General features: G+C 65.4%; 13 protein-coding genes. 6 read left to right on the top strand and 7 right to left on the bottom strand.

What is annotated here, in order from left to right; all coding sequences use genetic code 11:
• Positions 1–22: 22 nt before the first annotated feature.
• Genes CDA09_RS11135 through CDA09_RS11145 form a run of 3 tightly spaced genes read right to left on the bottom strand, consistent with a single transcriptional unit; the run spans position 23 to position 3,017 of the window.
• Positions 23–514: a 4-vinyl reductase gene (locus tag CDA09_RS11135; protein WP_217351309.1), complete on the bottom strand. Its 492-nt coding sequence runs from the start codon at positions 512–514 to the stop codon at positions 23–25.
• Between the two features lie 44 nt (positions 515–558).
• Entirely contained in the window at positions 559–1,530 is a 972-nt protein-coding gene (locus tag CDA09_RS11140; RefSeq protein ID WP_121428687.1) for a dipeptidase, read from the bottom strand.
• Positions 1,531–1,577: 47 nt separating this feature from the next.
• Positions 1,578–3,017, bottom strand: a complete 1,440-nt coding sequence (locus CDA09_RS11145; RefSeq protein WP_121428688.1) for an MFS transporter — start codon at positions 3,015–3,017, stop codon at positions 1,578–1,580.
• 179 nt (positions 3,018–3,196) lie between these two features.
• Between CDA09_RS11145 and CDA09_RS11150 the strand changes: the two genes are divergently transcribed.
• Positions 3,197–4,078 carry a LysR family transcriptional regulator gene (locus CDA09_RS11150; RefSeq protein WP_121428689.1) on the top strand — a complete coding sequence of 294 codons (882 nt, stop codon included), beginning with the start codon at positions 3,197–3,199 and terminating at the stop codon, positions 4,076–4,078.
• Positions 4,079–4,090: 12 nt separating this feature from the next.
• On the opposite strand, the gene CDA09_RS11155 is transcribed toward CDA09_RS11150, so the two are convergent.
• Positions 4,091–5,029, bottom strand: coding sequence for a LysR substrate-binding domain-containing protein (locus tag CDA09_RS11155; protein ID WP_121428690.1), 939 nt, complete (start codon positions 5,027–5,029; stop codon positions 4,091–4,093).
• Positions 5,030–5,214: 185 nt separating this feature from the next.
• On the opposite strand from CDA09_RS11155, the gene CDA09_RS11160 reads away from it, so the two are divergent.
• Positions 5,215–5,988 carry an SDR family NAD(P)-dependent oxidoreductase gene (locus CDA09_RS11160; protein ID WP_121428691.1) on the top strand — a complete coding sequence of 258 codons (774 nt, stop codon included), beginning with the start codon at positions 5,215–5,217 and terminating at the stop codon, positions 5,986–5,988.
• A 10-nt stretch (positions 5,989–5,998) separates the two neighbouring features.
• Positions 5,999–6,757 (top strand): SDR family NAD(P)-dependent oxidoreductase, encoded by a 759-nt coding sequence (locus CDA09_RS11165; RefSeq protein ID WP_121428692.1) that lies wholly within the window; start codon positions 5,999–6,001, stop codon positions 6,755–6,757.
• A gap of 56 nt (positions 6,758–6,813) precedes the next feature.
• On the opposite strand, the gene gbdR is transcribed toward CDA09_RS11165, so the two are convergent.
• Positions 6,814–7,977, bottom strand: a complete 1,164-nt coding sequence (gene gbdR, locus CDA09_RS11170; RefSeq protein ID WP_121428693.1) for a choline metabolism transcriptional regulator GbdR — start codon at positions 7,975–7,977, stop codon at positions 6,814–6,816.
• 280 nt (positions 7,978–8,257) lie between these two features.
• On the opposite strand from gbdR, the gene CDA09_RS11175 reads away from it, so the two are divergent.
• Positions 8,258–9,136 (top strand): LysR substrate-binding domain-containing protein, encoded by an 879-nt coding sequence (locus CDA09_RS11175; protein WP_164844407.1) that lies wholly within the window; start codon positions 8,258–8,260, stop codon positions 9,134–9,136.
• Between the two features lie 27 nt (positions 9,137–9,163).
• Here CDA09_RS11175 and CDA09_RS11180 read toward each other — a convergent pair whose 3' ends face one another.
• Together CDA09_RS11180 and CDA09_RS11185 are read right to left on the bottom strand one after the other, a co-directional pair.
• A complete protein-coding gene (locus CDA09_RS11180) occupies positions 9,164–11,203 on the bottom strand; it encodes a hydantoinase/oxoprolinase N-terminal domain-containing protein (RefSeq protein ID WP_121428695.1) in 2,040 nt (679 codons plus the stop codon).
• Positions 11,204–11,216: 13 nt separating this feature from the next.
• Positions 11,217–11,504, bottom strand: coding sequence for a CBU_0592 family membrane protein (locus tag CDA09_RS11185; protein ID WP_121428696.1), 288 nt, complete (start codon positions 11,502–11,504; stop codon positions 11,217–11,219).
• Positions 11,505–11,897: 393 nt separating this feature from the next.
• On the opposite strand from CDA09_RS11185, the gene CDA09_RS11195 reads away from it, so the two are divergent.
• Together CDA09_RS11195 and CDA09_RS11200 are read left to right on the top strand one after the other, a co-directional pair.
• Positions 11,898–12,596 carry a cobalamin B12-binding domain-containing protein gene (locus tag CDA09_RS11195; RefSeq protein ID WP_121428698.1) on the top strand — a complete coding sequence of 233 codons (699 nt, stop codon included), beginning with the start codon at positions 11,898–11,900 and terminating at the stop codon, positions 12,594–12,596.
• 77 nt (positions 12,597–12,673) lie between these two features.
• The gene (locus CDA09_RS11200; RefSeq protein WP_121428699.1) at positions 12,674–13,588 is read left to right on the top strand and encodes a dihydropteroate synthase; all 915 of its coding nucleotides are present in this window, start codon (positions 12,674–12,676) and stop codon (positions 13,586–13,588) included.
• Positions 13,589–13,671: the final 83 nt, after the last annotated feature.

The following is a 13,671-nucleotide window of genomic DNA, read 5'->3' on the forward strand; positions in this document are numbered from 1 at the left end:
GGGGGGACCGGGCCTCCGAGGGCTACCTGGCCGCGACGGGTGTCACTTCAAAAACGCAGTGCTGATGTCCGCCACGCTCCCCCGCGCACGACACCTCGCGGCAGCGTGCCCGCGTTGTTCGCCCCACTTCGTCGGAGAGCCAATCCATTGCCCCCGCGAACCAGCCCGCAAACATGTAGCACAGGCGTCCCTCAGCTTCCGGCTGCGCGAGCACGAAGGCGGAATGCTCAAGGACGATGGTCGCCGAGGTGTCTTCGGGAGCAATGTCGCGGAAACTGAACTGCCCCCAGCCGCGCTGCGATAGTCGCTTGAGGTAATGCTCGAACACCTCCACCCCGCCTAGTCCGTGGCGTGCAGATTCCTTGCTGCACCAGTGATAGGCCGACTGGTAGCCGGCAGGGTAGAGAACGGCCTCGTACTGCCCCCGGCCCAGTGCCTTCTCCACCGCGAGATGGTTATTGACGAAGAAATGGCGCGGCACGTACAGCATGGGCAGGCCATCGGTCGTCCACACCCCGGTGTCCGGCGCGACCTCGATCGGTACTTGCGGCTCCCGGTTCATGACGCCCAGACCTCGCCGAACACCCGCAGCCAGTTCGCCCCCAGCACCTTCTCGATGCGCGACGCCTTCCAGCCGGCGGCCTGCATGCCATCGGTGAGATTCGGCATCTCGCCCAGCGTGCGCAGCCCTTCGGGGTTCTGGATGGTGCCGAATTCCGTCAGCTTCCGGTAGCGACCCTTGTCGTGGGTGATCCAGTCGAAGAAGCCCTTGTCGTACCCTTGGGTGAAATCGGTGCCGATGCCCACGCAGTCTTCGCCGACGAGATTGATCGTGTAATCGATCGCCTCCACGTAGTCCATCACGTTCGCGTGGACGCCCCGCCGCAGGAAGGGCGGGAACATCGTCACGCCGATGAAGCCGCCATGATCGGCGATGAAACGTAGCTCCTCGTCGCTCTTGTTGCGCGCGTGCTCCTTGAGGCCGGCGGGCAGGCAGTGCGAATAGCACACGGGTTTGGTGGACGCGAGGATCGCTTCGCGGGAAGTATTCGCCCCCACGTGCGACAGATCCACCATGATGCCGACGCGATTCATCTCGGCGATGAACTCGCGGCCGAAGCCGGAGAGCCCGCCGTCCCGCTCGTAGCAGCCGGTGCCCACCAGGTTCTGCGTGTTGTAGCAGAGCTGGATGACGCGCACGCCCATGTCGGCAAAGGCTTCGATGTACCCCAGGTGGTCTTCGCAGGCATAAGCATTCTGGAAGCTGAGGATGATCCCGGTCTTGCCTTCGCGCTTGGCGCGGTGGATGTCCTCCACGTTGCGCACCAGGGTGACCAGGTCGGCATTCTCGCGGATCAGCTTCTTCATATCCGCGATGTTCTCCACCGTCTCCTGGAAACCTTCCCAGACCGAGACCGTGCAGCTGGCGGCGGTCAGGCCGCCTTTGCGCATGTCCTCGAAGAGCGCACGGTCCCATTTGGCGATCACCAGCCCGTCGATCACGATGCTGTTGTGGTGCTGCTCGTTCATTGCTTCTTTCCTCGTTGGTTATCGATGGAAGGATCCACGACGCACCGTCAGCGGGCCGCCTCGGTGGCTTCGCGACCCATGGCGACGCCCATCGGCCGCCCGGCACCGTCATGGGAGTGGGCGATTTCCTCCAGGGACTTGCCGCGGGTTTCCACACCCAGGAGATAGACCATCAGGGCAGCGGCGAAGAAGCAGCCGGCGCCGACGGTGAAGACACCGCCCTGACCCCAGGCGGGCAGCACCACACCCACCAGATAGGGGCCAAGCAGCGATCCCACTCGCCCGATGGCCGACGCAAATCCCGATCCGGTGGCGCGCGTCCCGGTCGAATAGAGTTCGGGGGTGTAGGTATAGAGCACCGCCCACATGCCGAAGAGGAAGAACTGCATCAGCAGGCCGGAGAGGATCAGCGGCGTTTCGCTGCCGACGTTCGCCGCAACTTGGCCGTAGAGAAAAACGCCGCACGCACCGCCCACGAGGGCGGCGATGCAGGTGGGCTTGCGACCCCACTTCTCGACGAGCCATGCCGCGCAGAGGAAGCCGGGGATGCCGCCCAGGGAGATCAGCACGGTGTACAGCACCGATTTGGTGACGGCGAAGCCCGCCTGTTGCAGCAGCGCTCCGAGCCAGGTCGTCAGGCCATAGAAGCCGAGCAGCGCAAAGAACCACAGGCCCCAGATCATGATCGTGCTGGAGCGATGCTCGGGCGACCACAGGGACGCAAAGCCGCGGCGACCGCTCTGCTGTACAGGAGGGACTGCCACCGGCCGCGGCAATTCGCGCACGCCGAGGCTTGCCTGCACCTTGCTCTCGACGGCGGCCAGCACCCGCTCGGCTTCATCGTGGCGCCCTGCGTGTTCGAGCCAACGCGGCGACTCGGGAACGAAGCGGCGCACCACCAGCAGGAACAGCGCGGGAATGGCCAGGACGACGAACACGGTGCGCCAGCTCGCGATGCTGAGGAAGTAGTAGGAAATGAGGCCGGCGGTGATGAAGCCCAGCGGCCAGAAGCCGTCCATCAAGGCGATGTATCTGCCGCGCTGGCGGGCGGGGATGAATTCCGACAGCAGCGCCTGGGCTACGGGAAACTCCATCCCCATCCCGAAGCCCAGGATGACCCGGTAGAGGGTCAGGGTTTCGGCGTCGGCAGCGGTCGAACAAAGGTAACTGGCAACGCCCCAGATCACCATGCTGACCTGGAAGACGGGCTTGCGACCGAACTTGTCCGCCAATAGACCGGAGAGCGCCGCGCCCACGGCCATGCCCACGAAGCTTGCGCTCGCCAGCAGGCCTGCCTGCGCCGTGGTGAGGGCAAATTCCGCCTTCAGCGAACCGAGCACGAAGGTCATCATGCCGAGGTCGATGGAATCAAAGAAGAATGCGCCGGCGATGATGATGAAGATCAGGCGGTGGTAGCCGCTGACCGGAAGGCGCTCCAGACGCTCCGCCGCCGTGTGGGCGGCACTCGAACCAGACAGGTGTCGCATGTTGTCTCCTCTGTATTTTTGAGTACTCACGGTCTGCACGCCGGAGCGCTTGCAGACTATCAGCGGGTCCGGAGGGCCATGAAATCGTTTCTTCTGATGAGACTCATAAGACGCCGTTTGCCCCGCCGGCACTGGATTTCCGGTCATCGCCCCGGATTTTCTGCGCTAACATCTTTGCCATGGATATTCGGCATCTAAGGACTTTCGTAACCGTCGCGCGCATGGGCAGCGTCACCAAGGCGGCGGAAGCACTCCACATCACCCAGCCAGCGGTGAGCGGCCAGCTCAAGAGCCTTGAGGAGGCACTGGAGCTGAAGCTGTTGTCGCGCACCACCTCTTCGGTCGCGCTCACCCAGGCCGGCCAGGACCTGCTGCTGCAGGCGGAGCGCGCGCTCGATGCCTTCGGCGATTTTCTCCACCACGCGAAGGCGCGTCGCGGCCAGGTGTCGGGCCAGTTGCGCATCGGTGTGGCGATGTACGATCCGGTGATGCTGCGCGTCGGACCGCTGATGCGCCGGGCGACGGAGGAATATCCCGGTCTGCGCGTCGACATGCAGGTGGGACGGATCAGCTGGTTCCACGACGCCTTGCGCAGTTCGGAGATCGACGGCGCGATCTCGGTCTGCCGCACAGCCATGCCGGGTATCGATGAGTTGGTACTGCGCGAGATGGTCTTCGAACTGGTGATCCCGAGTGCCTGGCATGATCGGCTGGGTGCCGATCCGCTCCAGGCCCTGTCGCGCTTGCCGTGGATCCGCATGAGCCCGCGCAGCGCCCACCACGCGATGATGCAGGAGATCCTCCAGACGCTGGGAATGCGTCCGGTGGAGACGGTCGAGGCGGACCACGAGGCGGTGATCCATGCCCTGGTGGCCGCCGAGGTGGGCGTCGGCCTGCTCAGGAGCGACCTCGCGCAGGCGAGCGAGGAGGCCGGAACGATCCGGCGGCTACCCGCCTACAGCGCGGCAGCACGGCTCTCGTTCATCTACCCGACCGAACGCCGCAACGACCCGGCGATGGGCGCGCTGCTGAATACCCTCACCAAGGTCTGGCGGCTCTGAAATGGTCGCGCCTCAATCGGGCCGCGCCCTCAGCGGCGCCGTCTGATCCATCAGCCAATCGCGGAAGATCCTGATTCCCGTCGAATCGACCAGATCGCGACGGCAGACGAAGTAGTGCATCCGGTCGGGGGCGAGCCAGGTTTCGGCGACCGGTCGCACCAGTTGGCCCGCGTCCAGTTGGTGCTGCACCAGGTGACGCCAGGCCAGCCCGACACCGACTTCCTCGTGTACCGCATCGAGCAGCATCGAAAAATGACTGAAATTCATCGTCATCTTGCCCATCGATGCGCGGAGCCCGAACCGGCTCATCCAGACCGCCCAATCGACCGGCGCCCATAGCCTCGCCTTCCAGTGGCTCGCGTTGAGGTTGAGCAGCGGGACCGTCAGCAACCCTTCCAGCGTCGCGATCCGGGGATTCTGTTCCAGGAAGCCGGGCGTGCACACCGGGAATATTTCTTCCGAAAAGAGATGCTCCGCCACGTATTGCGGATGCTCTTCGAGCCCGAGCGTCACTGCGGCATCGAAGCGCTCGTGATAGTCGGGGTTTCCGTCGGCGCTGACCAGGAAGAGCTGCAGTTCGGGGTATTGCGCGCGCAGCCGTTTCAGCCGCGGCATCAGCCAGAGCTGGGCGAAGGCGGTCGTGGTGATGAGATTCAGGTCCTCATGGCGGTTGTGCCGCAGCAGATCCCGCGAGGCCGTGGCGATGTGCTGCAAGGCGGACGAAGCGGCCAGATACAGCGAATGTCCGGCGTCGGTGAGTTCGACCTTGCGGTTCCCGCGCAGGAACAGCTTCTGGCCGTAGAACGCTTCCAGGGTCTGGATCTGGCGGCTGATTGCCGCCTGTGTCACGCACAACTCCTCCGCCGCCAGCTTGAAGCTGTCGTGGCGTGCGGCGGCCTCGAAGGCGCGCAAGGCGTTGAGCGGTGGAAGGAGATGCCGGGAGCTCGACATCGGTGAGTCCGGTGACAGAGGGGGTTTCCAGAGTTAAGCAAAAAGTAACTGAAAAAGCCAGATGACGTTGTTTTGCTGGCCGATCACTTAACAAAAACGCAAGTGAAGCGGTCCAAAAACTCGTTTGTCAGCCGTTTTCGACTCCTTGAAGATGAATCGCCCGTAACCATCAGAAAGGTGCAGCTGTGACAAAGAGGTTCGAAAACAAGGTCGTCGTGATCACCGGAGGCGCCGGCGGCGTCGGACAGGCGCTGGTGCGCCTGTTCGCCGCGGAAGGCGCGCGGCTCATGATCTCGGACATCAACGCGGACGGCTGCAAGGCTGCCGCGGAGGAGGCCCGCGCGCTCGGCGCCGAGGCCGATTACGTGGCCGGCAACCTGCGGGAAAAGGAGTACTGCGAGGCGGTCATCGCCCGTGCGGCGGAACGCTTCGGTGGCGTCGACATCCTGCTCAACAACGCCGGCATCATCCCGCGCGGGACGATCGAGGAAACCACGGACGACATGTGGTTCACTGCGATGGACGTGAACCTCAACGCGGTCTTCTTCATGTGCCGCGCCGCGATTCCGCACATGAAACGCCGCGGCGGGGGGGCCATCGTCAACACATCTTCGGTCTGGGGCACCTATCCGGGGCCCGGGCACGTCGCCTACTGCACCAGCAAGGGCGCCGTCGCCGCGCTGACCGGCAACCTCGGTCGCGACTGCGCGCCGCTGGGCATTCGCGTCAATGCCGTCTGCCCGCACGAGATCAACACGCCGATGATCCGCACCGGTTTCGAGCGCCGCGGGCTCGATCCGGACAAGGCCGTCGATGAGCTGAACAAGACCGTGCCCATCGGCCGCATCGCCGAACCGGAGGATATCGCGGACGTCATCGCCTTCCTCGCTTCGGATCAGGCGCGCTACATCGCCGGCACCTGCGTGGAAGTGACCGGTGCGAAGCCGGTTTCGGGTTGAGGAGAGGAACATGGATCTGCAAGACAAGGTCGCCGTCGTCACCGGCGGCGGACGCGGCATCGGGCGCGGCATCACGCAAAGACTGCTGGCCGCTGGCGCCAGGGTGCTCGTCGCACAGCGCCAGCCGCTGGACGAAGTGCTGGGCGCAAACCCGAACGTCGCGTGGTTCAATGCCGACCTCGGCGAGGTGGAAGCGCCTTATGCCATCGCCCACGCGGTCGAGGAGCGCTTCGGCGGCGCGGACATCCTGGTCAACAACGCCGGCTTCATGTTCGAGAAGTCGCTGGACGACATGACCGAAGCGGACTGGGACCGGATGATGGTGGTCAACATGCGCGCCCCGGTGTTCCTCGCGAAGGCGCTGCTGCCGCAGATGCGTCGTCGCGGCGGTGGCAGCATCGTGAACATCGGCTCGATCGAGGGCATCGGCTCCAATCCGTGGCATGCGGCGTATTGCGGGTCGAAGGCCGGCGTCCACGGCTTCACGCGGGCCCTGGCGGTGGATCTGGGGCGCGACGGCATCCGCTGCAACGCGATCGCGCCGGGCTGGATCAATTCGGACCTGAGCAACGACTATATCGATGCCCAGCCCGATCCCGTCTCGGCCCGCGCCGGCCTGCTGAAACTGCATCCGGTCGGCCGCACCGGCGAGCCCGATGATGTCGGCGCGGCGGTCGTCTTCCTCGCCAGCGACGATGCTGCTTTCATCACCGGGCAGGTCATCGTCGTGGATGGTGGCCGTACGGCGAAGCTCCCGCTTCCCTTCTGATCCAGGCTAGTGTTTCGCGGCCGGCAATGCCGGCCGCTTTCCGTTCACCGGTCGCGTCAGGCGGCCAGAAGACGGGCGTCGGCACGTCCCATGCTGCCGTAAGTCGCCTCGCAGCGCGCGGCCAGCAGCGCCATCTCCGCGGAGGAGAGCGGCGAGCGCGAACGCTCGAAGTCATCGAACTCGTCGGCCATGAACACCTCGCGCCGCGCACGCACCTGGCGCTGCACCGGCTCGCAGGTGCGCTCGTTGCTCGGCGGCAGGCCGTAAAGGGCGTGATAGCGCTTGGAGAAATGCGGGGCCGACGCGAAGCCGCAGGCGTCGGCCACCTGGATGACCGTCATCGAGGTCTGCCGCAGCAGCTGGCGCGCGCGGTTGAGGCGGACGTTCTGGTAATAGCGCGACGGCGAGCAGCCCAAGTGCTTCAGGAAAAGCCGCTCGACCTGGCGGCGCGACACGTTCGCCGTTTCCGCAAGATCCTCGAGTTCGAGCGGCTCCTCGATGTTCGCTTCCATCAGCGCGACCAGTTCGAGCAGCTTCGGCTGCGAAGTGCCGAGCATGTGGCGCAGCGGCACCCGTTGTTGCTCCTGCTCGCTGCGAATGCGATCGCACGTGACCATTTCCGAGATCGCCGTCATCAGCTCCGGCCCGTGTTGCTGCCCCACGAGGTGGAGCATCATGTCCAGCGCGGCCGTGCCGCCCGCCGCCGACAGCCGTTTCGCCTCCAGCGCGAACAGCCGGTTCGTCACGAGCACCTTGGGGAAGGCCTCCTGCAACGCGGGAATGAGCTCCCAATGAATGCTCGCACGGTAGCCGTCGAGAAGACCCGCCTGGGCCAGCGCCCACGTGCCGGTCGCGATGCCGCCCACCATGCAGCCGCGGCGTGCGGCGGCCTGCAGGAAGCTCAGATGCGCCTTGTGGATCGCCTGCTGGGGGGCGAGGCCGCCGCACACGATCACGATGTCCAGGTCCTGCGCGTCTTCCATCGCGGCGTCCACCATCACTCGCTGGCCGTCGCTCGCGCGCACGGGCTCGCCCGTTTCACTGAGGGTGAGCCATTGGTAGTGCTCCTGCCCGCTCAACTGGTTGGCCATGCGCAGCGGTTCGATCGCGGCCGAATGCGCGATCAGCGTGAAATTGCCAAGCAACAGAAAACCGATCCGCACCGGTGCGGCCCCGCTCGCCTTGAAAGTCACGCACCCTCTCTTCGCTTCCGAACTCATGATGTCTCCTCCAACTGCACTGAATCGCGGCTCCAGGCAGCGTGAACTTTCGGTATTTACGTCGGCCACCCGCTGCGTCGTCTCCTTCTGGTCGTCATTCCGGTGTTTTCCGCATGAATACGATTCATGCTGCCATTACGCTATTTGCGAACCAGATGACGCAGGAGATTGCGGAAACAATGGTATTGAGCTGTATAGTTGGTGTGAAGTAGAGCAAATTTCATGTGAGACATAATCCAGATTTATGGCAGAAGATTCGGTCGGCCCACGACTTCACGCCTTGCTAGTCTTCGAGACGGCGGCACGTCACGGCAGCTTCACGCGTGCGGCAGCCTCGCTCGGCATCAGCCAGCCGGCGGTCAGCCACACGATCTGCGGACTCGAGGAGAGCTTGGGCGTCGTGCTCTTCGATCGCCTGCACAGGGGGGTGCGCCTGAGTGACGCGGGGCGCTACCTCTACGAGCAGGTCAATCTGGGGCTGGGCATGATCGACCAGGGCGTGCGCGAGGTGCGCAAGTTCAGCGCGTCCGATCAGGTCACGCTTGCCGCCTCGACCGCGACCGCGACCTTGTGGTTGTTGCCGCGGATGGCGCAGTTCAAGCAGGCCAACCCGCAGATCGAAATCCGCTGCATCACCGCCGACACCGACGTCGATCTCAGTGCCGACGGCATCGACCTGGCGATCACATTGGGGCGGGGAGAGTGGTCACGCTACTCGCGCTGGCGGATGTTCGACGAGGACGTCTTCCCCGTCTGCAGCCCCGGGTACGCGCAGACACTCGGTGAGAATCCGACGCCGCAATCGCTCAGCACGGCCACGCTGCTGCACTTCGAGGAGCGTTACCGGCCGCGTATCGACTGGGCCGACTGGCTCGGCAAGTTCGGCGTGAGCCTCCCCCGCAGCGGGGCACAGCTGCGGTTCACCGACTATTCGGTGGTGCTGCACGCGGCGATGGAGGGGCAGGGCATGGCGCTGGGGTGGCGGCACATCGTCACGCCCTTACTGGAGCAGGGGCGTCTGGTGCGCCCGCTCGCAGAACATGTGCTGACCGGCCATCCGATCTACATCATCGCGTCGCCCAACCGGGCATTGCGTCCGTCCGCGGCGATCCTGCGCGACTGGCTGCTGGAGGAGTCGCGCAACGACAGGGCCGAGTGAGCCCCACGTCGCGCAGTGGGGAGCCGGTCACGCCGGCTCGGCCTGGGCGGTTTGCTCCTGACGCATGTACGGGGGACCGGACGCGATCGCGGTCAGCCGCATCTCGAAGAACATGTCGCCGTCGATCTCGTTGGTGACGCTGTTCTCGTCCGTTTCGAAGTCGATCCGCACCGATGCAGCTCCGGCCTGGCGGGCCTGGGTCGCGGCTTCGTCGGCGGCGAGCGCGCGGGCGTATTCGACCGCTTCGCCGAGCTGCGGGAAATCCTTGGGGCCTTCCGGCGCGAAGACGCGGAAGGTGCCGCGCACGGGCTGCGTGATCGTCAGATGCACGCGCTGCGAAACCTCGCCCAGCACGGCGCCGACGGCGTTGGCCACTTCGGCGAAGCGGGGCATGTGGAGGCCGGTGCGCAATCCTCGCGCGACCTCCGGATAGTAGCTCGCGGCAGGCCCGCCGACGGCGACGACGGGCGCGTCGGACGCGAACTGGACCGAGAACAGCGAGGGCTTGGAGGGATCCCGGCGCTGTTCCATGACCAGCTCGGTGAGCAGCTTTGCGAGCTTGTCCGTCTGGGCCGCCGCGAGCCGGTTCTGTTCGTGCAGCCCCGCCTCGATCAGCTTCTGGCTGATGCCTTCGACGACGAGATCGAAGACCGCGCGCGACGGGCCTTCGGCATCGCCGTCGGGCCACGTGCCGTAGCCGTAGAGGCGGCGCATCTGCCGCGCCCAGATCCGGGCTCCCAACTCCGCCGCCCGGGTGGACCAGTGGTCCGAGATGCCCAGCACGTGCGCCGCATCGGTGGGCGTGAAGCCGCTGTAGATCACGAGCCCCTTGCGTTCGAGGCGGGCCAGCGCACGAGCGAGGCGACGGTCCTCGGCGGTGACGTACTCCATGTCCACCGGCTTGATGGAGACACGCTCCCAGGCCTGCCGCTCGTCGTCGGGCAGGCGGCCCAGCAGCGCCTCGTCGTGTTGCAGGCGCAGCGCGAAGCGCAACTGGCTGGCGTTGGGGGCTCCGCGGGACTGGCGTTCGAGCACGGGCAACACTTCCGTATGCTCGGCGGCGAGCAGGCTGAGCGGCACGACCCGGCGCGGGCCGATCGAAATTCCTTCGCCGCCGCTGAAACGGACCTCGCTGTCGCCGCCCAGCCCGATCGAATAAATACGCACCGCTTCGACCATCGGCTGCCATCCGCCGATGAGTGCGCCATCGAAGCTGAGTTCCGGCCGCCCGTTGCGCACGACGGCGATATCCGTCGTTGTGCCGCCCATGTCGGCCACGATCGCGTCGCGCAGCCCGCTCAGCGCGCAGGCGCCGAGCACGCTCGCGGCCGGGCCCGACAGCACCGTGCCAACCGGGCGCTGCATGGCCGATTCCGCATTGATCAGCGAGCCGTCGCCCTTGACGATCATCAGCGGTGCATCGATGCCGCGTGCGGCCAGGATCGACTCGACCGACTCGATGAGCCGCTGCACGTGGGTGATCATGCGTGCGTTGAGCGCGACCGTCGTGGCGCGTCGCGGTGCGCCGAGCGAGGACGCGAGTTCGTGCCCGCAGGTCGCGGGTTTGCGCGAGAGCTCACGCACGAGTTCGCGCACCCGCATTTCGTGGCGCGGATTGCGTACGCTGAAGGTGGCCGAGATCGCGAAGGCCGACACCTTGTCGCGCCAGTTCAGGATCGCCTTGCGCACGGCGTCTTCATCGAGCGGCGCGGCTTCGGCACCGCCCGCATCGTGCCCGCCCGCGATCGTGACGATGGCGTCGGGACCGAGCAATTCGGCGAGCCCGCTGTTCTGCACCTGACGCTCGTCGTAACCGATCAGCAGGGCACAGACGGGCGAGCCCTTGCCTTCGACGACCGAGTTCGTCGTCAGCGTCGTCGACAGGGACACGAGCGATACGTCGGACAGGCTTTCCGGTGGCAGGCTGTCGATCGCGCGTGCGATGCCGACGGTCAGGTCGTAGCGCGTCGTCAGCTGCTTCGCGGCTGCAAGCACTTCGCGGTGCTCGTTGACGAGCACCGCGTCGGTGAATGTGCCGCCCGTATCGATACCCAGCATCAAGCCCATTTTTGTCCCTCCGTCAGGTTTGGTTTCCCGCGCACTTGGCCGTCGTGCGGTCACTCCTGCGACCGCGCGCATACAAGGCCCTCACGAGGCCGACGAGGCTCAGGCCGATCCACAGGACCTGGGTGATCACGGCGGCGAGGTTGAAGTTGTACATCAGCGAGAACAGCAGGCAGGCGGGGCTGAGGATGTTCAGCCCGATGTAGCGAAGATCGTCGTGCTGGAGTCGGCCGAGCTGCAGGCCGGCATACGCGACCAAGCAGGCGATTACACCGATGAGTCCAACAAAATCCGAGGGGGTCATGAGAGTCTGGGGAGAGTTGATGGGGGCAGGTGCTCCGAAGGCGGCATGGGCCATGGAGCTAGTTGTCTTGGTCTCACCCCGGCAGGGCGTGAGCTCGGACGCGGCGTCTCTGTACAGCGTCCGCAGATTGATCCATGCGCAATTTAGTCTTCTTTCCGACATTCGCTTGTCTGGTTACGACAAGTTCGGGTCGTGAGGCGACAGGCCTGTCCTTGCTGACGGCCGTGGTTGCGCAACGCGAGTCGGGCTGCATAAACGGAGCTGCATAAGCGTGTCGCGTTTGGACATGGAGGGGTCGTTGAGGCGCCTGCCAGTTCCGGGGGGCACGCCTAACCTGTGCCGCATCGGGTCCGCTGCGATCGGCACCCGCAACGACCTGAAGGAGACGACGAGATGGCGGAACAGTTCGACGACGAGGATTTCGACCTGGCGGCACTGCCCGATGACGAGCTCATCGAGCAGGTGCACGACGACCTCTACAACGGCCTGCGCGATGAGATCGTGGAGGCGACCAACATCCTGCTGTCGCGCGGCTGGAGCGCGAGCCGGGTGCTCGACGAGGCACTGGTCGAAGGCATGCGTATCGTGGGCGTGGATTTCCGCGACGGCATCCTGTTCGTGCCCGAAGTGCTGATGGCGGCCAACGCGATGAAGGGCGGCATGGAGATCATCCGCCCGCTGCTCGCGGACACGGGTGCCGAGACGGTGGGCAAGATCGTGATCGGCACGGTCAAGGGCGACATCCACGACATCGGCAAGAATCTGGTGGCAATGATGATGGAAGGGGCGGGCTTCGAGGTCATCGACATCGGCATCAACATCCCGGTCGAGACCTACCTCGATGAGATCGAGAAGCACAAGCCGGACATCCTGGGGATGTCGGCGCTGCTGACGACGACGATGCCGTACATGAAGGTCGTGATCGACACGCTGAAGGAAAAGGGCCTGCGCGACGACTACATCGTGTTGGTGGGCGGGGCGCCGCTGAACGAAGCCTTCGGCAAGGCCGTCGGGGCGGACGCCTACTGCCGTGATGCGGGCGTCGCGGTCGAGACCGCCAAGGCGCTCATCCAGCAGCGACGTGCGGCCTGACGCAGCGCTTCACAACGACAAGAACCTCACACCGAGGTGCCGGTGGCCGGCACCCGCAATCCACCAAGGATGGAAACATGACCGACACCATCATCAGCTCGCACAAGAAGGAAGTCGTGATCGGCTTCGAGCGCCCCTTCGTCGTGATCGGCGAGCGCATCAACCCGACCGGCCGCAAGCTGCTGGCCGCCGAGATGGCCGCCGGCGATTTCTCCCGCGTGATCTCCGACGTCCAGGCACAGCTCGAAGCCGGCGCTCACATGCTGGACGTCAATGCCGGCATTCCGCTCGCGGACGAGCCCGCCATCCTCGCCGAGACCGTCAAGCTCGTGCAGTCGCTCACCGACGTGCCGCTGTCGATCGACTCGTCGATCGTTGCGGCGCTCGAAGCCGGGCTTTCGGTGTACAAGGGCAAGGCGCTGGTGAACTCGGTGACGGGCGAGGAAGACCGGCTGGAATCGGTGCTGCCGCTGGTGAAGAAGTACGGCGCAGCGGTGGTCGCGATCAGCAACGACGAAACCGGCATCTCGCAGGACCCCAACGTGCGCTTCGAGATCGCCCGCAAGATCGTGAACCGCGCGGCGGATTACGGCATCCCCGCCTGCGACGTCGTCGTCGATCCGCTCGTGATGCCGATCGGCGCCGTGTCGACCGCGGGCCGCCAGGTGTTCGAGCTGTGCCATCGCCTGCAGAAGGAGCTCAAGGTGAACACCACCTGCGGCGCCTCGAACGTGAGCTTCGGCCTGCCCAACCGCAACGGCGTCAACGCCGCGTTCATGAGCATGGCGATCGCCTCGGGCATGACCTCGGCGATTACCAACCCGCTGCACACCGAGATCATGACGGCGATCATGGGCGCGGACGTGCTGATGGGCCACGACCAGGACTGCATGCGCTGGATCCGCAAGTTCCGCGAAGTGCCGCCCGCCAGCGCCGATGGAGCCGAGGCACGCGGTCGCCGCGAAACCCGGCGTCGGCGCGTCGAAGCCTGATTAGCAGACTAGCAAGCTGGTCAGACCATCTCTCCCTCCCCTTCAAGGGGAGGGCCGGGGTGGGGATGGGTTCAGCAGGCACG

Source organism: Azoarcus sp. DN11 (genome assembly GCF_003628555.1).
In the GTDB taxonomy this organism is placed as follows: domain Bacteria; phylum Pseudomonadota; class Gammaproteobacteria; order Burkholderiales; family Rhodocyclaceae; genus Aromatoleum.